Genomic DNA, 22,466 nt, shown 5'->3' with positions numbered 1-22,466 from the left:
GTGGCGCGCCGGGAGGGAGACGTGGGCTGGAGCGTGGGGTGTGTGGGTGTGTGGAGCCGCTCGTGTGGGGTGGTGTTGGCGGTGGTGGGTGTGCGTTGCTCCTGGCACACGAACGCGCTGGGGCGCGATCGCGTGGCACGGGTTGACGCCCGGGGCTGGGGTGGGTGGCGACGGGACTGGCACGGGCAAGCCCTTGCGGGCTTGTCCGTGGCACGCCGGGAGAGGGGGCTTGGGGTGTGGGGTGGTTTCGCCGCTCGTGTGGGGTGGTGTTGGTGGTGTTGGGCTGGTGTTGCTCCTGGCACACGAACGCGCTGGGGCGCGATCGCGTGGCACGGGTTGACTTGCGGGCTTGTCCGTGGTGCGCCGGGTGGGTGGCTTGGGGTGAGACGGCCTGGCGGGGTTGGACTGCTACTGGAGCGCGAGGGAGTCTACGTCCACCCAGCGGCCGGATTCGGCGGATCGGTAGCCGGCGACCATGACCCGCTGCAGGCGGATGCCGTCTTCGAGCGAGGGGCTGGGCGTTTTGTCGAGCGCGATGCATTCCAGAAAGCTGTAGAGGCAGTGCATGTGCGCGCGTATCCAGCCGATGCTGAATTTCGGGTTGGGGAAGCCGCCGCCCGGGGGGCCGTATTGCTGGACGCATTCGATGCGCTTGAAGCCGCGCTGTCCGCCGTAGGGGCCTTTGTCGTCGCGAACGTCGTATACCTCGAGCCAGTTGGGCTCCATGAGGTTGAAGCGGATGGCGCCGAGCTCGCCGTGGATCTCGAAACGCAGTTCGTCGCAAACGCCGGTGGCGAATTTGGTTGCTTCGAGGGTCCCCACGGCCCCGCTTTTGTGGCGGAGCAGCATCAGGGCGACGTCGTCGGTGTCGACGGGCACGATCTCGCCGGTGTCCTTGTGCTTGCGCTCCTTGATGAAGGTCTCGCAGAGGGCGTTGATCGAGGCCACGTCGCCCAGGAGGTGCGTCATCATGTCGAGGGTGTGCGCGCCCATGTCGAAGAGGGATCCGCCGCCGCCCTGGCTCTTTTCGGATTTCCAGTTGAGGGGCTTCGCGGGGTCGATGTTGCTCGAATGCAGGTAGCCGCCGCGGTAGTGGAAAACCCGCCCGGTGAAGCCCGAGTCCATGAGCTGCCGAGCCCGGAGCGTTGCGGGGAAATAGCGGTATTGCAGCACGACCTGGCTCTTGCCCCGGTAATTGCAGGCCCGCATGGCCTCGAAGACCTCTTCGGCCTCTTCGAGGGAGGCCACGACGGGCTTGTCGCAATAGAGGTGCTTTCCGGCCTGTATGGCGGCGATCAACTGCTCCTTGTGGAAGCGGTTGGGCGAACTCACGGCGATCACATCGATTTCGGGGTCGTCTATGAGTTCGCGGTAGTCCGCCACCACCTTACGGTAGTAGCCCAGGCCTTCGGCGGCCGCCCGTTCCGCGGCCACCGGCGTGCAGACCGAGATATGCTTCACTTTGAAGGGGGCCGGGTTGTAGAAGAGCGGTATATTGATGAGCCCGTAGGTGTGGGTGTGGCCCATGAAACCGAACCCGATGATGCCCACGCCCAACGCTGGCGCGCTCATCCCATCAGTTCCTTCTGGGTCTCGCCGATGGCCTCGTCGATGATGTCGAGGCCCTTGAGCAGCGTCTCTTCGTTCATGACGATCGGCGGGCTCATGCGGAGGATGTGCCCCGCCGGGATCCACGCCAGGCCCTTCGCGAAGGCCTTCTGGTAGACCAGCTCACCCGCCTTGTTGAAGGGCTCCTTGGTCGTTCGGTCCTTCACGAGCTCGATGCCCATGAGGCAGCCCTTGGCGCGGACGTCGCCGATGATTTTGTGCTCTTCCTTCATTTTCGCCATGCGCTTGTTCGCCACATCGCCGAGATGCTGCGCGTGTTCGAGCAGGTTTTCTTCTTCGATGACCTCGGTCGACGCCAGGGCCGCCGCGCAGGCCATCGGGTTGCCGCCGTAGCTGCTGGATGCCGAGATGGCCTCGAAAGCCTCCTTGTACGGCTCGCGCACCGCCACGCAGGTCACGGGGAATCCGTTGCCGAAGCCTTTGCCGATGGTTACGACGTCGGGCAGGGTGTCGTAGTGCTCCATGCACAGCCACTTGCCGGTGCGACCCCAGCTCGTTAGCACTTCGTCGGCCATGAGCAGGATGCCAAGCTCGTCGCACAGTTTCCGCAACTTGGGGAAGAAGTCATCCGGCGGCATGATGGTGCCGCCCCAGCCCTGGATGGGTTCGAGCACGAAGCCCGCCACGTCGCCCACGGTGGCCTTGTCGAGGTATTCGCGGTAAAAGTTGATGTAGGCGTCCGTGTCGATCGTTCCGTCCGGTTTGGTCCACATCGGACGGTAGACATCGGGGCGCGGGACCATGTGGGCGCCGGGCGCACGCACCGCGCCATAGACCGACGAGCGGATGTGGCCCAGCGACACCGCGCCGTAGGTCTTGCCGTGGTAGTCGTAGAAGCAGGAGATGGTCTCGTTCTTTTTTGTGCCCGCGCGGAGCACGCGGATGCCCGCCTCCACCGCCGTCGTGCCGGAATCGTAGAACTGGAAGCCGTTGAGGTCGCCCGGCAGGATTTCCGCGAGCTTCTCCACGAGCATGGTCTTGATCGGCGTGGTGAAGTCGTGGGCGTTCATCAGCTGCCCCGCGTACTTGGCGATGGCCTCGCTGATCTTCGGGTGGCAGTGGCCCAGCGTGGTGACGTAGATGCCCGACGAGAAGTCGATGTACTCGTTGCCGTCCACGTCGGTGAGCATGCAGCCCTCGCCGGACTCAAAGGCCACGGGGAAGAGCTTCACCTGGCCGCTGAGGCCCTTGAAGTATTTGCAGCAGCGCGCGTGGTAGTCCTTCGACACCGGGCCCGGCGGGGGCACGCTGATGTTGGGAAGATCCGCACAACGGGCGTTGGCCCATTCGAGGGAAGTCTGGGTGGCTAGCATATCGCAGTCTCCTTATGGTCGGACAGGTGTCTCGGCTGTCCATGGACAGGCGGGACGCCTATCCTACTTTTGGTCAGGCGTCCAGACCGATCCAGTTTGTCGCGCCGAAAAGTTCCGCAGTAAGCGCGTCCGATCGGTCAGCGGGCTTATTACAAAACGCCGCCGCCGAAGTTACCTCCGATGGGGATGTTGGGGTCTTCAAAATAGTTGTCGTCCACCAGGCAGGCGGTGGAAATCTCGAGGATGAGGGCCGGCCCCACGCCCGTCATGCTGTGGGGGGACCACGGTTCGATGAAGAGGGTGTCCCCCTCCTTCAAGCGGAATTTTTTCCCGTCGAGGCAGACATCAATAGCACCCCGGGCGATGAAGAACGTTTCGGACTTGAGCCGGTGACGGTGCATGGGGCACTGCTGCCCGTCGAATAGAAACAGGTATTTGCCGCAGTACCCGGCGCCGGTTTCGTTGCAGATCCACGCTTCGACCAGCCCCACCTCGTTGAAGCGTCCGAGGCCGAAATCCAGCACCAGCGGCTGCACCGCCGGCATGGTAATCGCCCACGCTTCGATCTGCGCGTCGAACGCGGCCAGAATCTCCTCCCGGGCTTCTCCGGCCAGCGAGATACCGAGCGCTTTTTCCAGTTCTTGCATCCAAATACCTCCCGACAACGCTCCACATCAGGACGTCCGGCGTTCCGGCGGAGCCATCCGGAGGCCGGCGCGGCATCCGCGATTCGAGGGGATCCGCGGGGAGCTGGCGCATAGTAACGCGGGCAAGAGTCCTGCAACTCTAAACTTGGTCGGTACAGTAGCATAAACGCGCCGAAAATTCAAGCGAAAAAACCCTTTTCCGCCGTTGCGACCGCGTCCCTCCGCATGCGCAACCGGTTCTCCGAAAACGTTGCACCCAGGGCAATCGCATTTAAACTTCCAACTTGAGCCGAGCGCCACATGAACCACCTTCAATGTTAAAAAGGGCGCGTGTTGGAGCGCTGGCATTTCGCCTGCGGCGAATCCCTGACCGTGCCGGCACAGATGCCGGCGCTCCAAAACGCTCACTATCGTTGATTGAAGGTTCCAAATCGACTCAAGTTTACGCCCATATACCGAGATCGAGTTTAAATGCGATTTCCCTGACGTTGCACCGGGCTGGTCAATGTGGTATAAGCTCTACTGATAGACTGGCAGGTTGTTACTTTTTCGCGCTCCGCAGCCGGATTCCGGCCGGCGGGCGCGTTTTGCAGGATATTCTGGTACGACACCGCGTGACTACTTCCTCTCCCAAGTATATCCAGATACGCAACGAGATTCTGGGGCAGATACGTGACGGCGAGCTTCTCCCCGGCGCCCGGATCTACTCCATATCGGAGATCATGGAGAAGTTTCGGGTCAGCAAGGTGACGGCGGTGCGGGCCATTACGGAGATGGAGTCGGAGGGCTTCGTCCGCCGGGAGCACGGCCGCGGCACGTTCGTGAGCATGCAGGACGCGGCGGCGCTCCAGATCCGGACGAGCAAGCGCGTGGCGCTGATTGTGCCCGACATGTCCAACCCGTTCAACGTGGAGGTGGTCGGCAGCGTCGAAAAACACCTGCGGGAAGCGGGCGTGATCGTGGAGCTTTCCTGCACGGGCTATCGCGCGGATTCCGAGCGCGGCCTGTTCAACCGGATCATGACGGGGCAGCAGGCGGCGGGGGTTGTGCTCATTTCCGGCGGCGTGCCGGTGATGGACCTGGCGTCGAATGTGACCGGCCCGCCGCTGGTGGTCATCGACCACTGCCCCGAGGATCTGCTTGACCGCTGCGTGTTCATCAACTGCGACCACTACCGGGGCGGCTACGAGGCGGCGGCGCACCTGGCGGAGAAGGGCCACCGGGAAATCGGCTATGTGGACTGGGTGTTCACGTCCCGGGCGCGCCTGGAGGGTTTCAAGCAGGCGCTCGCGGAGCACCGGCTCTCCCTTCCCGAGAACCGGGTGTTCAGCGCCGGCGCGCACAAGCAGCTGGGCCAGGGATTTGTGGACTTTGTGCGCCGGGAACACCTGACCGCGGTCTTTGCGGTCAACGATATGCTTGCGATGCAGGCCATGCAATTGCTTCGCGCCAATGACTACTCGATTCCCGGCGATATCTCGCTGATGGGGTATGACGACGTGCTGGCGGCGAAGTACCTGGAAATACCGCTCACGACTGTGGAGCAGCACGAGGAGCAGATTGGCCGCAAGGCCGCCGAGTGCATCCTCCAGCGGATGGACGCGCGCCAGTCGAGCGTCCGTCCGCGCGAGATTCTGATCGTGCCGCGCGTGGTGGAGCGTGCGTCGACCGGCCGGCCCAAGTCCGGGCGCCACTGACGGGGCTGGCTGGCGCCATGCATCCATGATACGAGCCTTCAGCCCTCTCCCCTGCCTTCCATGGCCGATGATCCCGGGCCCTTGTTCCGGGCTGGTATGATGCGCGCCTTCGGCGCATTGTCGCGCGGGCGCTCTCTCCTGCGAAAATGGCGATGGCTACCGAACCGGTAACACTATAGCGTAATGAAGTTCCCCCGGTGTTAACGCATTTTTCGGTCACGAGAGCGTGAATCAAGAGATCGCGGACATTTACGCCACGGCGCACCTTCGGCCTGCCTGCGGCAGCGGGAGCGCAATACTTGATGTGATCGCTGCGCTTGTGAATTGACCCCGGCCCCCACTGCATTCCGGTTTTGGGGATGCGTGGGTCCTATTCCAGGCGAGCCATGCCCGTCGAATGCCGAAGCGGGCGTTGCCGCAGGCAGGAATGCCCGCGATCCTCTTACCGTGCTTCCTCCCAAATTGCCGGCGTGCCTGGGACTATACATGCTCGTTCAGGCAGCTAAAGTGTCACCCAAACCGATGCCAGGACGCCGAGGCATCGGCTGCTACTTCGGAAGGCCCACGATATTCGGGTCGTTGAGCGGGCCGCGCCAGTACGTCTGAATGTGGCCCGCGGCGAGAGCCGGGCTCAGTACACGTCTCGCGAAATCTTCCCACATCGGAATTTCGGCGAGTTTTGCCTTGAGCGTATTCAGCTGATCGGTAAATTCCACCTCCGACGCGGCGCGGGCCATGCCGAGGTAGTGTTGCTGCGACCGCACGAATCCCTCAAGCCATTCGCGGTTGCCGAGGTAGCGGGGATGCGCGCTCAGCGCCTCCCAGGCGGTCTTCACCTCGCCGAGCGCTGTCTCCTTTGCGTCGTAGGTCGCGGCCGCCTGCATGGCCTCCAGGCGATCAAGAACATGATACAGGAGTTCGCGCGCTTCGCCAGCGGCCTCCGTTGCGGCGAATCCGCGAAGCACGGCCTCCGCCGTGGTGTTTCGGTCGTACAGCACATGACCGAAGGCGTACACCGACGGTCGGTTCACGTTGGCGTATTGGATGAAAAAGTTTGCGTCCTCCACGCCCCGGTCGCGCGCGCGGCCCATGACGCGGGCGATCTCGTTGATTTTGAAGGAGGCGAAGGGGAACACGGACTCACTCGGCAGTCCCATGACGCTGTAGAGGAAGGCGGAGCGCTTGAAGCCGGCTGGATCCACGAGGCCGTTGTAGATGTTCGAGCCTTCCAGTTCCGCCGTGTCCATGATGGTGATTTCACGCGGTCCGAACGCGCCTCGCATCTTGCCGAGGAAATCGGAGACGAAGGCGTTCACTTCCTCGGGGTCCTCGTAGGGTATGCCGCGGTCCGTGTACTCGTGAAAACACCACGTGGGCCAGAGCACGGCCTGGAATTCCGCACCGGGGCTGATGGTTTTCGATAGTTCATGCACCATCGTGAATTGCTCGAACAAGTGTTGGGCCTGGTTCGGCTTGCATACGTCGCAAAAGCAGCCGCCCGGGTCGTAGAACCATACGATATAGCCGTCCACGGGCCCGTAGTACTCCATCTCCAGGCGCGCCATGTTTTTCGCGAGGTCGCGGGCTTCGGGCTGGGCCCAGCAAATGCTGTTCGGAGCATAGTAGCCGGTCGCCCGGAATTTCGGGTCGTCGGGCAATAGCTTGACGTTGGCGTGCATGGGCGCGAGCTGGTGGTAGGCGTGGAGGCCGCGCTGGCGCGCATAGCGAAACAGGTGGCGCATGGCGCGGTGGGTCATCTGGTTGCGGGCGCGATTTTCCTCGAAATTACCGGGGTACAGCATGTTTGCGGTCCACTGCCAGAGGGAGACCCTGGAGTAGCGCGCCTCGACGAGGAAATCCACGTAGGCCTCGATATCCGCCTCGCTGAAGTACTCGATCGACAGGCCGGGGTTCATGTGGTTGCTGTTCATGAGGTAGAGCGTGCGGTTGGGCATGGCCGGCGCGGCGAGGATGGGTTCCTCCGGCAAGACGAAGCCCCACGCGCCATCACGCATATCCAGGCGTCGCAGCAAGTCGCCCAGGGCGTAGCCCAGGCCGAGAAAGGCGCGCGCCTCCTCCTCCTCGCCGAGGCCCGCCGCGAGAATACCGCCATCCGGAGACGCCGCGACGACGTAGGACTGGCGCCGCGCGTCCGCATCGCCCGCCGGTAGCTCGGAGCGGTCAACCGATTCGAGCCGCGCACCGAGCGTGGTGGCGTTTCCCACGCGAAGCGGGATCTCCCCCACCGCGACGTCGCCGCCCCAGGCCTGTGGAAGCGGCGCCCCCGTAATGCGCGCGACGGCCCCGGTGAAGCTGCGCACGGCGAGCAGCTCCGCCTCGGTTGGCGTTCCGGGGCCATGGATTACCATGTCACGCACCGGCACGAAGTGTTCCGCCTTGCACAGCGGCGCGTGCGCGGCCAGCAGCAGGGCGAGCAGCGCCCCGGCGATGGTTGTATGCGGCTTATTCAGCACGTTCATTCCTCCGCGGATGTGGGTGGGTTGCTAATGCGTGGGAACGCCCTTCGATGTCGCGTCGCCACAGGGGTGGCGCCAGTAAGTACCGACCTGCATTTCCGCGACAACCTTCGGCGTGAGGGAGCGCGCCGCGAAATCCTCGTACATGGGAATGGCGCCGATGCCGGCCTTGAACGCCTCATAGGCCTGGAGGAAGGATTCGGGTGTGGTTGTGCGCGCCATGGCCAGGTAGTGGCGCTGCGCGCGCAGGTAGCCGTCCATCCATTCGCGGGACACGTGCAGATCGGGGCTTTCGGCGGCCATCCGCCAGGCGGCGTCCGCGGCATCCAGGTGCGTCTCGCGCTCCTCATAGGTCGTGGCGTCGTCCATGGCGCCGAGGGCCTCCAGCATGGCGGTGAACGGCGCACGCGCATCGGCCTTGGCCACGGTGGCGGCATACGACGCAAGGGCGGCGGGGCCGTCGATCGTCTTGTCATACAGGATGCGCGCGAAGCCATGCACGACCGGCTGGCTCACCGGCGCATAGTGATCATAGAGGGTGGACTCCTCCAGGCCGGCATCGCGCGCCTTCCCCAGCACGCTGCCCTGCTGCCCGAATCGGTACGGCATGAAGATATTCGCGGTTTCGCCCGGATAGCCGAGCAGGCTGTAGATAAACCCGTTGCGCTGGAAAACGGTGGGGTCCACGAGCCCGTTGAAGATATTCGTGTACTCGCCTTCGCAACTGTCCATGATGGAGACCGTGCGCGGCGGGTTTGCCGCCGCAAGCCGCCCGAGGAAGTCCTTCACGAAGGCGTCGCGCTCCTCCGCATTGAAGGGAATGCCCTCGTGCTCGTATTGCGGGAAAATCCATGTGGGCCAGAGTACGGCCTGCATGCGGGCTCTGGGACTGATGTCGTTCGCGCGCGCGGCGATGCTCTGATACTGATCGTAGAGAACGCCGGCCTGGTTGGGCTTGCACTGATCGCAGAAGCAGCCCGCCGGATCATAGAACCACACGACGTAGCCGTCGACCGGCGAGAAGTACTCCATCTCGAGGCGCACCATTTTCTGTGCGAGTTCGCGGACCTCGCGTTGGCTCCAGCAGATGCCGCCGTGGCCCGCCTTCTCGGTGTACCAGCCGACGCCGCGATAGCGATCCGGATCGCCGAGCGGGCTCGGGTCGATATAGGCCGGGGTCAACTGGTGGTAGACCTCGAGGCCCCGGCGGCGCGCGTAGTCGAAGATCGTGCGCAGCACCTGGTGAATGCGTACGTTGCCAGGCCGCTGCGCTTCGGCATTCCCCGGATAGAGGTAACCGGGGTGGACCTGCCAGAAGGACAAGCGAGAAATGCCCGATTCGATGAGGAAATCGACATAGCCCGTCAATTCGGCCTCGGAAAGATGTTCCAGGGAAACGCCTTTGGGCCGGCCCGCGCCGCTGTTCAGGTAGAGCGTTCGGTTTGGCATCGCGGGCGCGCCGGTGATGGGGTAGTCCGGAAGCTCAAAACCCCAGACGCCGTCGCGCTTGTCGAGGCGGCGGAGCAACTCACCCAGGGCGTAGCCAAGCCCGAGGGAGGATCGACCCGAGGTCGATGCGCCGGCCCCCAATGCGACAATGCGGGATTCTGTGGACGCGATACGATACGACTGATCCGCCGCGTCGCTATTTGGGACGTCGGGGAGCGCTCCCGCGAACTCCGCGAAGGCGTCGGGCTGGCTTACACGCGTACCCACGAGCAGCGTGGCGGGCGGGTTGTTGGCGGCGCCCCAGAGCACTGGAGCCGGCGTTCCAGTGAATTGGGCCAGGCGCATATTGAACGCCCGCACCGCGAGCAGTTCCCCTTCCGAAGGCGTGATCGGGCCCTGGATTGCCATGCCTTCCAGGGGTACAAACTCCGCCGGGGCAGGCGAAGTTGCGGCCAGAATCGCGAGGAGCAGGATGAGATTGGCAGCCAATCGAACGGGTTTCATTGAACTATACACCTGCATGTGTTGCGTCCAGGGCCGGCGGGGTCATTGGGCGGGCGCCTGGAATTTGATCAATACGGGGTACCGGGCCATTTCGCGGTCGATGGTGATCTGGGTAGCGCCGGGCGCGATTTCCACGCGGGCGGTCTGGCCGCTATCGTTGCGCAGCACCTCCACCCCGGCGATGGCGCGCGGAACGTCGAGCACAGTCGGGGCGCTGCTGACAGCGACTTTCCATCGTGCGGCGGAACGCAGCGGCGATCCGTCCACCGAAGCGGCGATGACCCGGCCTCCTTCCGCCGAAAAGACGGGATCACCGTCCACAGCCACTGTGCCCGATGCTTCGATCAGGGTCGGGCCCCCGGGCGACGACTGCACGAGCACGTAGTTGTCCAGCTCCGCGGTTACCTCCCTCCCATCGATCCGGGCCGTTAGATCCACATCGATTCGTTCGCTCAGGAATGCGTACAAGGGGCCGTGTACGGTATGCCGGACGAGCATGTTGATTCCGTCCGCGGGCGCGAAGTCCACGGCGGGGAGCTGGGTCATGGCTTCATCGGTCAGGGCCGCGCCATCAAGCACCACGAGGCCCATCGCCTGGCGCTCCCGCAATGCGGCCTGGGCCTGGTCCGTGGAGAGCGGCGCGGGCAAAATCGCCCACTTCGCGGAATCGGGAAGGGCATCGAGGTGGACCTCCTGCCAGACGCCGAAGCGCACGCCGCGCGCCCACAGGTGCTTGAACATCGGCATGGCGGTGTTGAGTGTGACGGTGTTCGCCTCTGGAATGACGGCATACACGGATTCCGGTTGGCTGGCGCGCGCGAAGCGATCGCCGAACCGGGCCATGCGTTGGACGGCCTCGGCGGCTTCCGCGGGAAAGGGCGTGCCATGGTATATGGAGCCGTAGCCCCATCCGCTCGGCCACGGCGCGATGCCCACCCCCGACTCGCTGGCGTTTTCGCGCGCGTAGTCCACAATGGGCTGGAACCAGCGCGGGTCGGCGCCTTCCAGCGCGTCGCGCATGGGCAGGGGCACGAAGGAGGATTCCCGGGCCATCCAGCTGATGCCCCATTCGTAGGACATGGCTGCGCCGGCGCCCGCGGCGAGGGCATAGTGCATAGCGGCGTCATAGTGGACGGCGTTGTTCCAACCCAGGTTGCCAAATTCTTCCAGCAGGAGCGGGCGATCGGAAGAAATCGAATCAAAATAATGCACAGTCTGGCCAATGCCCTCCGGTGAGAAGTAGCCGTGCCAGGTCATGAAGGGCGCCAGGGCGTTGCCCAGAAAGGCGTCGCCGCCTATGCTCAGGGAGAACATGTAGCCCGGGAAGACCATCTGCGCGCCGCCGGCATCCCGCACGGCCTGTTCGAGTTCCTCGCCCCAGCGCTGAAACAGCAGGGAGTCGCGCCGCTCGCCGGAGGGCAACGCCGCCTCGTCCCACGCGCGGACCTCGGGATCCATCTGCGACGCGTCGGGATCTTTTACGTAGGTTTCGTTCGCCAGGTTGTAGAGCACGTTGCCGGCGCGCGGCCAGCGGCGGGCGAGTGTCTGGATGTAGTTGCGCTGGTGATCGAAGTTGCGCAGCGAAAAGCTGTAGAGGTTGAAGTCCTTCGGGTGGCGAAATTCGAAGTCGACCTGGGCGCCGTCCTCGCCGGGATAGCTCAAGTCGCGCACCCACTGATTGAACACGCACACATCCAGCACGATGCCGTGGGATGCGGCGATCCACACGGCGGCGTCCTTGGCGCGCAGGGATATTTCGTCCAGCGTGGGGTCGGCCCAGACGCGCACGATGCGGTTGCCCGCCTGGCGCATGCCGCGGAAATCGCGGTCGGCCAGCGCGGGCCGGAAATCGCGCCAGGCCCACTCCCACCAGACATTCGACGGGTAGTAATGCGTGCCGGCGTAGAAACCCGGTTCTCCGGCGATGGCGAAATTCAGGCCGTCTACGGTGAGGAGTTCGGGCGTGGACCATCCCTCCGAGAGCACCACGATGGCGGTTTCGCGGGCCTCAATGACTTCGGGGGCGCCGAGCACGGCGGTCTTTTCGGCCAAGGCGACATCCTGCAGGACTTCGACGCGGATCCGGTGCAATCCATCGGGGCCGCTGACGGGGAAATCCGCCACGGCCTCCGTTGCGCTGTCGCCCCCGGCGACGCGCCGGACCGTGGCGAGCGTGCGCCACGCCGAATCGCCGGGCGCGGCGATGGAAAAGCGCACGTTGAGGGACGCGCCCGCGCTTCGGAAGTTGCGAATGCGCGCGCGAATCTGGGCGCGTTCGCCGGGGCGGTAGGAAGCGTAGTTTGTTTCGACATACTCCACTTGTAGCCCGCTTTCGTGGCGCAGGGCGATGGCGGCGAGGAGTTCCCGCCACCGATTCTCGTGCCGGGCGGCGAGGGGGTCTTCAAAGAAGAAGAAATACGCCTGGCAGCCATCGAAACGGTTCTTCACGAGCGACGGCGCGACATGGCTCACCAGCACGCCGGGATAACCGATGACTTCGCCGAAACGATCCCGCGCCGCCAGGATGGGCAGGAAATCGGCCCGAATTTCCTCGTCGATGTTGTGCTTGGGGAATTCGTTTGCGCTGTAGAGGAAGGCCGATTCCGCGCGGGCAATCATTTGAAAGGCCGCGGGCAGGTCCACGGGCGCGGCGGCGGCCTGGGAGATATTCAGGGGTTCCGGTGACAGTTCGAAACTCTGGATCCATAACTCGGGCGGCAGCCCGTCGGGCGAACCGATCCAGACGATGGCGCCGCCGGCCGCCGCGTGCGCCACGAGCGCTTCCGCGTCCAGTCCGGAGCGGGGCACGGGCTGGAGGTTTGGGGGCAGATCGGCGGCGAGCGCCGCCGCGAGGTCATCGGGCAGGACGACCTGCACGGGCGTTTGCGGGGCGGCGATAGCGCTTCCACAGGCCAGCGTGATCAGGAGGACCTGGGCGAGGAAAAAGGTGAATCTCCACGGCTTCATAGACAACTCCAGGCTTTCAAAAACCATGGTTGGGTAAGTCTTCCAACGGGCACACGAACCGGCGTTGCCGGATCGCGTGGCACAATTGCGCTGATTCAGTAGCGTCCCGATGGCGGCCAGCAGACGACATAACGCCAACGTGAATCTCGGTTTATTCTGTCACCCAGGTCATTTTTTCGATGGAGCGGGCCACATCCTTGAACCACGCGTCGGGGGCGTAGGGCACGGGCATCTCCGGGGACGCATTGGGGCGGATGGCGGCGATGGCGTTGAGGGCGCCCGCCTTATCCAGGGAACAGGGCAATTCGGGCAGGCGGCCATCCTTGGGCATCTGCTCTTCCCAGTAGCTGTGGTTTTCCAGCCAGGCGAGCACCTCCGCGAGTTGATCGGCGTCGTCCCGATGCGCGACGAGCTTCGCGAAGTCCTGAAGGATGACCATGGGCTCCGTATCGGGATTGTCCAGCAGGCGGCCGTAAGCGTAGGTGTTCGACAGTTGCAAATAGGGCAAGTAGAGGTTACCCATGACCTGATCGATGCCGGTTTCCTGGAGTCGCTGGAGCAAATCGCGGATGTAGCGCACCTCGCTGTGGACCAGCCCCCACTGCGGCGCGCGGCCGGTGTCGTCGTCCATCACAAAATGGGGCCACGCCAGGACGCCCCGGCCCATCGCCTCAACTTTCTTGATGTCCTCGCGGGTCGGAAAGACCGGGGTGTTGGCCTTGCCGCCCTTGGTGGTGTAGACGAGCGGGCGGTAGAGGTGGTGGCACGGCAGGGCGAGGTGCACGTTTTTCGGCATGGTGTCGAGCAGTTCGATCACCTCGCGCGATCCGCGGATCTCGTTGTCGAAAACCTTCTCCCAGCCCTGCTCCTCGGGGCCGGGGCCCCAGTAGGCGATGCACCAGGTGTTGGCGTACATCCGCGCATCTGGATTCTTCGCCTGGAGTTTTTTGGCGAGGGTATCCACATAGCGCATGAAGTCGGGAACCGCGCACTGGCCGCAATGGCACCCGCCCCAGTCGGCGGCGAACTCGTCGAAGAAATCGGCCTCCTTGTAGGTGTCCATGTACCATTCCTGGAGGGCGATGGTCTTCTCAAAATTTCCGGGATCTTGCGGGCAGAGCTGGACCGCGCGGTTGAGCAGCTGGTGGCCGGGCTCCTCGCCCTCGGGCACGGTGCTGACGACCGTATTGGTGAGGATGTAACCGAATTCCAGACCGAGCGAGTGGGCCAGCTCCAACACGAGCCTGCGGTCCTCGATTTTCTCGCGCTCCATTTCGGTCTGCGGGATGCGATTGAATTCGAGCATGGTGGCGAACTCGACCGCGTTCACGCCGCACGCGTGCAGCCACCGAATCTGGCGCAGCCACTCCTCGCGGCCCCAGTGGAGCGGCGCGTGATGTTGTGGATCGACGGTGAACCCGTCGTGAAAGTAGACGCCCCGAAGCTTGAAGGGCTTCCGGGGATTCTCCCCCGCCGCGGCAACGGCGCGCTGGCCCAGCATGGCGGAAGCCGCGCCGAGGGCGCATGTCTTGTGAAATTCCCTGCGGTTCATTCTTTCAGAGCCTTTCTCATTCGCGTCCGGCCGCCTTCAGCGCCCGGGTGGCGCGCCTTGGCGCTCCATAGTTGTCTTGCGCCGGGGGCGCAATTTGCCGGCGCGCCTTGGCGCTCCGTAGCTGGCTTGCGCCGGGGGCGCAATTTGCCGGCGGGCCGCCGGCGCTCTATAGCTGTCTTGCGCCAGCGGCGAAATCTGCCGGCACTCCATAGTTGCGCGTCGCCTTTATTTTGCAAGTCGCTCTAGTTTGGCCACTGTACATCGTTCGGCTAAAGTGACATCAGTTCCGCGACCGTCTTCTTCATGGCTTCGATCAAGCGCGGCGTGAAGGTTTCCACCTTCTTGTAGGCGTTCTGCACCTGCTCAAAGGGGGTGTCGCCCTCGCCCTTGTAGGCGTTCTGATCGCGCACGAAGAAGGGGCCGTACACCGCCGGATCGACCTTCACCAGCGCCTCTTCCATGCGCGGCATGTACCAGTTGTTTTTGTAGTCATGGACCTGTTGCCAGTCGGATGCTTCCTTGACGAAGGCCGCCATGGTTTCCGCCACGACGGCTTTGTCCGCGCCTTCCAACGCGGCGGCGCGGAATCGTTCCAGCGTGGCGCGGAATCGCAGGACGTGGCCCAGGTCCTTCACGAAACGCGCGGGATCGCCGAACAGGAGCCCTTCGAGGTCGCCCGGCTTCAGCTCGGTGTTCAGCATGGCGGTCACGTTGGCCTCCGCCGCCTCAATGATGGCGGGGTCGATCTGGTTCACCGCTTCCCACCCGGCGACGATGGTTTCACCGTGTCCGGGCAGCAGGCGCTCCGCAAAGGTCACGTAGTCGCCACGCTCGGGCATGGGCAGGTCATTCGCGCCGCGGGCGAACAGGAAGGCGTTGGGGAGTTGCAGGCAGTGGGTCTGCGAATTGCCAAGGGTGCCGCGCACACCCTTGTTCTTGCCTACGACGTACGCCCGCTCGGTGCCGAAATTGAGCATGGGGAAACTGGGCTCCCCTTCGATCGCGCCGTACTGGTAGTTGAGGACACGGTCCGGCCTGCCGATAAAATCGGCGACACCGGGCCCGCGGCCGCTTGCGAGCCCCCAGGGTTCGGGATTGACCTTGGCCAGCAGCGAGATGGCCTCCTGGATCTCGTCGGTTTCCCCCATGGCGAATTCGGCGGTCTCGTAGAAGCGGCAGTAGGCTTCCCAGCCCGCGTGGATCCAGTAGTACAGCTCGATATCCGGGTTCAGCTCGTTGAACATGGTACGGTGGGAGTTCAGCAGCGAAACGAACTCGACATTGTCCGAGCCCGGGTAGCCGCCGGGATCGCTGTCGATGATCAGGACGCCGTCAATCTTCTTCAGGGGCGTGAAGATCTTTTTGCGCCATTCGAGCATCTTGCCCATTGCGATGGCGTCCGCCGGGTTGACGCGCTGGTCCGTGTAGAAGAAGGGGCGCTCGACGAAGGTGTACTTGCTGGCCTCGTCGTTCTTCGCGATGACATTGGGGCAGAGCGCGATGAGGACCCGCATGTCCTGCGAGTGCGCGAAATCGACGACCGCCGCCATTTTTTCGAGGTTCTCCTCGTCGCTCGGCGTCAATGGATCGGGCATGGTCTCCAGCACCGGCCAGATCAGCACGGTGTTGAAGCCGATTCTCTTCAGGCCGTCCAGGTAGCCTTTCCAGTCGTCCATGTTCCACGTGCGCGCGGCATACGGGTGGTTGTAGGACCAGTGCTGGTGCACGTACATGCCGATCATCGGCGGCTTGTCCCAGGAACTGGACGTTTCCTGGGCGCCCGCGGCGGGCATGGCTCCCGCCCAGACCGCCGCCAGGGCGAGCAACATTGCGATTCTTGCGTTCATTTCTTGACCTCCTGCAGCCGGTTTGCCAGCACGGCGGCCAGGATCAGGCCACCGCGCACGATGTATTGAAAGTAGACATCCAGATTGAGCAGCGTCATGCCGTTGGTGATGACGCCGATGAACAGCACGCCGATCAGGGTGCCCCGGACGGTGCCGATGCCGCCGGTGAAGCTGGTTCCGCCGATGATGACCGCGGCGATCACATCGAGCTCCAGCCCCATGGCGAGGGTCGGCGATCCGCTTGCGATCCGGGAGGACATCAGCAGGCCGCTGAGCGCCGCAAGCCCGCCGGTGATCGAGAAGACGAGAATGCGCACCCGGCCCACGTTGATGCCGGAGAGGCGCGCCGCTTCGTCGTTTCCGCCCACGGCGTAGACCTCGCCGCCGAAGACGGTGTACTTCATGAGGAAATGGATGGCCGCGAAGGCGATGATGAATATGATGGCGGGGAACGGAATACCAAAAACGTATCCGCCGCCCAGGAAGGCGTACCACTCGGAGGTAATCGCGATGGGGAAGCCATTTGTGATCATCAGGGCGACGCCGCGTTCGGCGGTGAAGAGCGCGAGTGTGGTGATGAAGGAGGGCACCTCGAACTTGACACGTATGAATCCCGTGAAGGCGCCGATCAGCGCGCCGGTAACGAGGGTAATGACCATGGCGAGGGGAATCGGGACCCCCATCTGCATCAGTCTGGCGGCGATGCAGCCGGAGAGGGCCACGGCCGAACCGACGCTCAGGTCGATCTCCTTGGAGATGATGACCATGGTCATGCCGAAGGCGATGAGGCCCATCATGGAGACCGCGCGCAGGATATTGAGGAAGTTCTCCAGCGACAGGAAGTTCGGGGCGGTGAACGCGAGCACGATGCAAATTGCCAGAAGCACAAGATCCATCACGGACCGGGACAACCATTGCCGGGCGTCTCCGCCCAGGACTGCTTTAAGCATTTGATACACCTTCCACCGGCGCGCCCGCGCCCACACAGTACTCAAACAACTTCTGCGGCGTGATCGAATCCGGGGAGACTTCCCCGACGATCCGGCCCTCGCGCATAACCACGATGCGGTGGCAGACGTCGACCAGCTCTTCAAGTTCACTCGATACGAAAATCGTGCTGATACCCTGCTTGCTCAGATCCCAGATCAACTGGAAGATCTGCTGCTTGGCCTGGATATCGATGCCCCGGGTCGGCTCGTCGAGGAGGAGGACGCGCGGTTCCGTGTTGAGCCACTTCCCGACCACCACCTTCTGCTGGTTGCCGCCGCTGAGCGTCGTGACGGGGGCTTCCACGTCGTGCACGGCAATATGGAGCCCTTCGACGTTCCGGCGGACCGCGGGGGCCTGGCGGGCCTTCCAGATCACGCCGCGCCAGGCGATCCGGCCCAGGCTCGCGAGACAAATGTTCTCCCGGGTGTTCAGGCTGAGCACGAGGCCCTCTTCCTTCCGGTTTTCCGGGATGAGCCCGATGCCGAGCCCCTTCATCCTCGCCGGGGTCGGCCGTGTGACGGCGTGGCCGTCGATGATGATTTCGCCGGAATCGATCCCGTCCGCGCCGCTGATGGAACGCAGCAGTTCCGTGCGCCCCGCGCCGACGAGCCCGGCGATACCGAGTATTTCGCCGCGGTTGAGCGAGAGGGAGACGCCGTGGAGCTTGCCGGCGCGTTCCAGGCCGCGCACTTCGAGCACCGTGCCCTCCCCCGCCTCCAGGTTTTCCGGACGATGGCGGGGCACGACCTCGCCGAACATCATGTGGGCGACGGTGGCGGGATCCGCTTCCTCGATCGGAATCGTCCCCACGAGTTCCCCGTCGCGCAGCGCGGAGACCTTGTCCGCGATCCGCTTCAGTTCCTGGAGGCGGTGGGAGATGTAGATAATGGCGACGCCCTTGGCGGCCAGCTCTCGGATCAGCCGGAAGAGGCTGTCCGTTTCGTCGTTTGCGAGTGAGGAGGTGGGTTCGTCCAGCATCAGAACACGCGGCTCGAACGACATCGCCTTGGCGATCTCCACCATTTGCTGGCTTGCCATCCCGAGGGTATTGACGGGCCGGTGGGGATTGATGTTGAGGTTCAGGCTTTCGAGAATGGCCGCGGCGCGATCATAGACCGCCGTCCAGTCAATGCAGATTCCGCCGAACTTCGTGGGGAGGTTGGCCAGGAGCATGTTGTGGGCCACGCTGAGGCCCGGCACGAGACTGAGCTCCTGGTAGACTGTGGCGACGCCCTTCTGGAAGGCGTCGCCGGGCGAGCGGAGCTCCACCTCCCGCCCGCCCACCAGGATGCGGCCCTCCGTGGGCCGGGCGGCGCCGGAGAGAATTTTCACGAGGGAGCTTTTGCCCGCGCCGTTCTTGCCGATGAGCGCGTGCACCTCGCCCGGCATAAAGGCAAGGCTCACGCCCTTCAGCGCCACCGTGCCGGGATAAACCTTGGTAATATTTCTGGCTTCGACTTGGGGTTCGGTCATCATGGCGATCAGCTGGCGAGCTCTTTGAGCAGGGCCAGGTACTCCTCAATTTCGGCGGGGTTGTTGCGCGAGAAAAGGAGCCCCGGAAGGGCCACTTTCTTCTCCACCGGCTGGTTATTCAACACGGCCACGGCCGCCTGAACCGCCTGGGCGCCGATATCGAAGGGCTTCTGGCCCGTAACGGCCTGCAGGACGTTTTCCCCGGAGAGCAGAAAGGCCCCGATCTGTTCGCTCATGTCGGTGCCGAAGACGTACACATGGTGATCGGGTGTTTTCCGGTTCGCCGCGCCCGCCGCATTAACCGCGCCGACGGTGCCGCCCTCGTTGGCCGCCCAGATCAGATCGATATCCGGCCGGGCCGTCAGCATGTTTTCCACGAGCGAGGTGGCCTCCGGCGCGAGCCAGGCGTCCTGCTCGGTGACGATTTCGACGCCGGGGAGCTTTGTTACTTCATCCTTGAAGCCCTTCACGCGCTGGCTGGCGGTTTCCGGGGCCAGCGCGATGTACTGCACGATGGCGATCCTGGCGTTGCCGCCGAGCTGGCTTTCGATGAACGCCCGGGCCGCCTCGCCCGTGATGCGGCCCAGTTCGAGCTGATCGCTGCGGATGTTGCTTGCGGGAAAGTCGGCCTCCACGTGCGCGTCGTAAGTAATGACGGGTATCCCCCGGTCGTGGGTCCGCTTGAGCGCGGGGATGGAACTCTGCGGGCTCAACGGGGCTATGACGAGGGCGTTCACCCGATTGGCGAGGTAGGTGTCGATGATGGCGATTTCCTTGTCGAGCGTTCCGAAGCTGTTATTCAGCATGAGGTTCACGTCGAGCTTTGCGGCGGCGTCGCGCATGCCTTGCGCGATCAGGCGGAAGTACTGATCTTCCTGAAAAACGATGGCGCCGACCGTGATCCGTCCGCCGTCCACCGCCGGCTGGGGCTGGCACCCCGCGAAGACCGCGCACAGGGCGGCCAGCGCGGCCGCCATTACTCCAATTGCCTTTGAACCCATACCAATACCTTTCCAGCCTATTCGAACGTGAATTCAACCCGCGCCGGCGCGACTGTCCGCGGCTGGCGCGTATCCGCCGCTCAATCCGCGTTTGCGGCGAATAGATTTCTGAAATAGCGCCAGGCGGGCGACTTGGATCCGTCGGGCCGGATTAACCAGTTGCCCATCATTTCGCCGTTTTCATATGGCGGCGCGCTTCCCGCCTTCGGCCCATCGCAATACAATTCCCAGAAGAGGATGTAGGGCGCGCCGAACTCCAGCGCGGCTTCCACGCTGTAGCGTATCATGTTCAGGCGCTGCTCCTCGCTAACCAGGCTTTCGGGCCACCCGAACTCGCCCACATAAACATTCTTCGCGCCGAAGTGCTCGCTGTCGGGCGCTTTTTCGGCCAGGTAGGCGAGGGCCGCGCGATACTTCTCCTCACTCTGCGCCATCGTGTCGTAGGCGGAATAGGAATAGAGATCACAACTTGTATGGGGCAGGACATCATTGGTTACCGTGGGATGGCCAAGTTGCGCCTTCTCGACCAGATTCACTTCGGCCGCGTGAAACACCCGCACGCCGTCCATTCCCAGCGCTTCCCTTGCGCGCCGCACGCCATCCTGGCGCGCATTGAGCCACTTGATCATGCCGTCCACCGCCACGGGGTCCGGCTTCTTGTCCATATCGAGCGGCGGGGGCGTCAGCACCCAGTCGCCCTCCCAATTCTGAAGCACGAAGGTCTTTCCGGAGCCCCGGTATTCGGTGAGCAGATAGCTTGTGAATTCATAGAAGGCGTCCCGTTCGCGCGTCTCGTCTTCCGGGGTCATACCGCCCGTGAAGTAGTGAATTTCGGGGCCGGGCGCATAGGCCATGAGCACAAAGGCGGTAAAGGGCTTGGAAAACACCTCCCGGAAGTAGGGCGTCTTCGCCGCCTGGACCAGGCTCGTGATTTCCGGCCATTTGGTGTTGAACTTGTAGTAGCCCTCCAGCCGGTCGCGAATAATCAATTTGATGACACGGCTGCCCAACGCCAGAATCTGATCCGCCCCTTCGTTTATATAGTCGCCGCCGGTAAAGTGATAAAAGCTGTTGATATGGTTGATTCCGACGATGTCGGCGGGTTCCGCCGCCGCGGCGCCCTCGCGGGGCGACGTACCGGCGGCCAGCAGCATGGCGAGACATGCGATGGCCCCGCGCATGGCTGCTCCTTTCGAGCCCAGCGGTACTACGGGGTGTTGATGCGGTGGCCGCGGCCCGCGCCCGCGCGCCCTCACGGCCCGCTCTGCTGCTGTTGCTGCTCCAGAACCTGGTTCATCATCTGCCTTACCCGGATCATCTCCTCGTTCTCTTCGATAACCACCTGGGTGGAGTTGCAACTGCGCAGAAAAACGGCGAGCGCCGCCCCCGCGACCAGGAGGGGAATTAACAGGGCGAGCCGGGGAATCCCCTTCGTCCCAGACTTGGACGCGGCCCGGGACGGGGTTTCCGCCCGTTTGCCGGCCCCCTTCGGAAAGGACGGAACCAGTTTCGCCAGTTTTCTTCCGAATCGGGAGAGCTTCCTCTGCAATTTCGACGGTTTTGGTCCGCCCGATGGCGTATCTGGACGGGGTTTCCTATGCTTATGCCGCCGCTTTGTCTTTTTTTCCACGGGCCATGCTCCAACCTGGGTCTGGATTTGGGCGGCGCGGGCGCCTCGCGGCCCCGCGCCGCCGCCGATTACGATGCAAGAAGGTATCAGCCGAAGCCGGCGCCCCGGGTGAGATCGCCCACCAGGAACACGCTGAGGGGCCACACGCCATTGCTTCCGGGGCCGCTGGCCGGATTTACCGGCGCGCCATCGTTGTACTTCACATAGCCCACGTGGCCATCCATGTACAGCACGTTTACGCCGCCGGGAATGTGGTTAAACTGCGCGACGTTGGAGATGCCCTCCACGGACTGAGTCTCCGACCCGGACCACGCGTCGAACATGACAATGACTTCCGATTGCGCCTTGGCCGACGCGCCCGCGTTGTTGATATCGGTGACGAAGAAGCGCTCGATGCCTTCCCGGGTTCGCTTGTACCCGGAGGTCAGCAGCGCGCCGTTGTCATCGCCGACCGGCAGGAAGCTGAGGTAGGTCGAGGGGAGCTGGGGCGCGCCCGCCGCGATATCCTGCTGCGAACGGTTCTGCCACTTCACCACGCGAGACCATTCCGGGGGACCGCCGACCGCGGTGACCTGCGCGGAGGAGTAACTGATTTCCGGCTGGCTGGGCGTCGACGGATTCAGGTACCACCAGCAGGTGCCGTAGTAGGCGTCCATGAGCTGCGAACTTGTGGTTACCGCATACGGCATGTAGAAGTACGAAACGGGCCAGGACAGGATCCCGTGGCGCACCGCGTTCGCTTCCGGGGTGCTGCCCTGAATCCGGTTGACCTGTTCGGCAATGTTCTCCTGAATACCCACGGAACCCGTAAACCAGATGGAGGCGCCGTTGGAAATCGGCGGGCGGCCATTGCGCGAATCCGAGGGACATATGGTGATGTTCGGGTCGGTCCAGTATTCCGGGTACAGCGCTTCGCTGTCCACCCCCATCGACCAGATCCAGCCGCCCGCAATCCACTGCGAGCCGGACGGGAATCGTTCCCCTTCGCTCTCACCGGCGTAGAGCTTGAAAATCAGGCCCCACTGCTTGAGGTTGTTCTGGCAGCTCGCGCGCCGGGCCGCTTCGCGCGCCCGGGCCAGAGCCGGCAGTAGAATCGCCGCCAGGATGCCGATGATCGCGATGACCACGAGCAACTCTATCAGGGTAAATCCTCGCCTTCTGCCTGTCATGACTTCTTCTCCTCTGTTGAATTAATGCGCCAAAACCATGAATAAAAACGCCTGCACGATCCGCGTCGCCGCCGGGCCCGCGCCCGAACCGGCTCGCCACACCATCCCGACTGAATCGACC

15 protein-coding genes are annotated in these 22,466 nt (G+C 63.7%); 1 reads left to right on the top strand and 14 read right to left on the bottom strand.

The genetic code is table 11. The features are described from left to right. Positions 1-408: 408 nt before the first annotated feature. The 3 genes from KF886_25990 to KF886_25980 form a co-directional block, all read right to left on the bottom strand. Positions 409-1,572: a Gfo/Idh/MocA family oxidoreductase gene (locus KF886_25990; protein ID MBX3180815.1), complete on the bottom strand. Its 1,164-nt coding sequence runs from the start codon at positions 1,570-1,572 to the stop codon at positions 409-411. Beyond that, complete coding sequence (locus KF886_25985; protein MBX3180814.1) at positions 1,569-2,942, bottom strand: aspartate aminotransferase family protein; 1,374 nt, start codon at positions 2,940-2,942, stop codon at positions 1,569-1,571. Before KF886_25985 ends, KF886_25990 begins: the two co-directional genes overlap by 4 nt. 149 nt (positions 2,943-3,091) lie before the next feature. Then, positions 3,092-3,589, bottom strand: coding sequence for a D-lyxose/D-mannose family sugar isomerase (locus KF886_25980; GenBank protein ID MBX3180813.1), 498 nt, complete (start codon positions 3,587-3,589; stop codon positions 3,092-3,094). Positions 3,590-4,203: 614 nt separating this feature from the next. On the opposite strand from KF886_25980, the gene KF886_25975 reads away from it, so the two are divergent. After that, a complete protein-coding gene (locus tag KF886_25975) occupies positions 4,204-5,286 on the top strand; it encodes a GntR family transcriptional regulator (protein MBX3180812.1) in 1,083 nt (360 codons plus the stop codon). 548 nt (positions 5,287-5,834) lie between these two features. Here the strand turns inward: KF886_25975 and KF886_25970 are convergent. The 11 genes from KF886_25970 to KF886_25920 all read right to left on the bottom strand — a co-directional run bounded on the left by KF886_25970 (position 5,835) and on the right by KF886_25920 (position 22,345). Beyond that, complete coding sequence (locus KF886_25970) at positions 5,835-7,760, bottom strand: hypothetical protein (protein ID MBX3180811.1); 1,926 nt, start codon at positions 7,758-7,760, stop codon at positions 5,835-5,837. Positions 7,761-7,790: 30 nt separating this feature from the next. Further along, positions 7,791-9,716: a hypothetical protein gene (locus KF886_25965; protein MBX3180810.1), complete on the bottom strand. Its 1,926-nt coding sequence runs from the start codon at positions 9,714-9,716 to the stop codon at positions 7,791-7,793. A gap of 42 nt (positions 9,717-9,758) precedes the next feature. Further along, a complete protein-coding gene (locus KF886_25960) occupies positions 9,759-12,683 on the bottom strand; it encodes a hypothetical protein (GenBank protein ID MBX3180809.1) in 2,925 nt (974 codons plus the stop codon). A gap of 151 nt (positions 12,684-12,834) precedes the next feature. Next, entirely contained in the window at positions 12,835-14,235 is a 1,401-nt protein-coding gene (locus KF886_25955) for a hypothetical protein (protein MBX3180808.1), read from the bottom strand. Positions 14,236-14,504: 269 nt separating this feature from the next. After that, positions 14,505-16,082 (bottom strand): hypothetical protein, encoded by a 1,578-nt coding sequence (locus KF886_25950; protein MBX3180807.1) that lies wholly within the window; start codon positions 16,080-16,082, stop codon positions 14,505-14,507. Beyond that, positions 16,079-16,978, bottom strand: coding sequence for an ABC transporter permease (locus KF886_25945; protein MBX3180806.1), 900 nt, complete (start codon positions 16,976-16,978; stop codon positions 16,079-16,081). The genes KF886_25950 and KF886_25945 overlap by 4 nt, the downstream gene beginning before the upstream one ends. A gap of 46 nt (positions 16,979-17,024) precedes the next feature. Beyond that, a complete protein-coding gene (locus tag KF886_25940) occupies positions 17,025-18,545 on the bottom strand; it encodes a sugar ABC transporter ATP-binding protein (protein ID MBX3180805.1) in 1,521 nt (506 codons plus the stop codon). 8 nt (positions 18,546-18,553) lie between these two features. After that, on the bottom strand, positions 18,554-19,546 hold the full coding sequence (locus KF886_25935) for a substrate-binding domain-containing protein (protein ID MBX3180804.1): 993 nt from the start codon (positions 19,544-19,546) through the stop codon (positions 18,554-18,556). A gap of 80 nt (positions 19,547-19,626) precedes the next feature. Further along, a complete protein-coding gene (locus KF886_25930) occupies positions 19,627-20,727 on the bottom strand; it encodes a hypothetical protein (GenBank protein MBX3180803.1) in 1,101 nt (366 codons plus the stop codon). Between the two features lie 71 nt (positions 20,728-20,798). Further along, complete coding sequence (locus tag KF886_25925) at positions 20,799-21,095, bottom strand: hypothetical protein (GenBank protein ID MBX3180802.1); 297 nt, start codon at positions 21,093-21,095, stop codon at positions 20,799-20,801. Positions 21,096-21,262: 167 nt separating this feature from the next. Continuing rightward, positions 21,263-22,345, bottom strand: coding sequence for a prepilin-type N-terminal cleavage/methylation domain-containing protein (locus KF886_25920; protein MBX3180801.1), 1,083 nt, complete (start codon positions 22,343-22,345; stop codon positions 21,263-21,265). Positions 22,346-22,466: the final 121 nt, after the last annotated feature.

The sequence above is a fragment of the Candidatus Hydrogenedentota bacterium genome, from assembly GCA_019637335.1.
Taxonomy (GTDB): Bacteria; Hydrogenedentota; Hydrogenedentia; order Hydrogenedentales; family JAEUWI01; genus JAEUWI01.
This window is presented reverse-complemented; position numbering and strand designations above follow the sequence as displayed.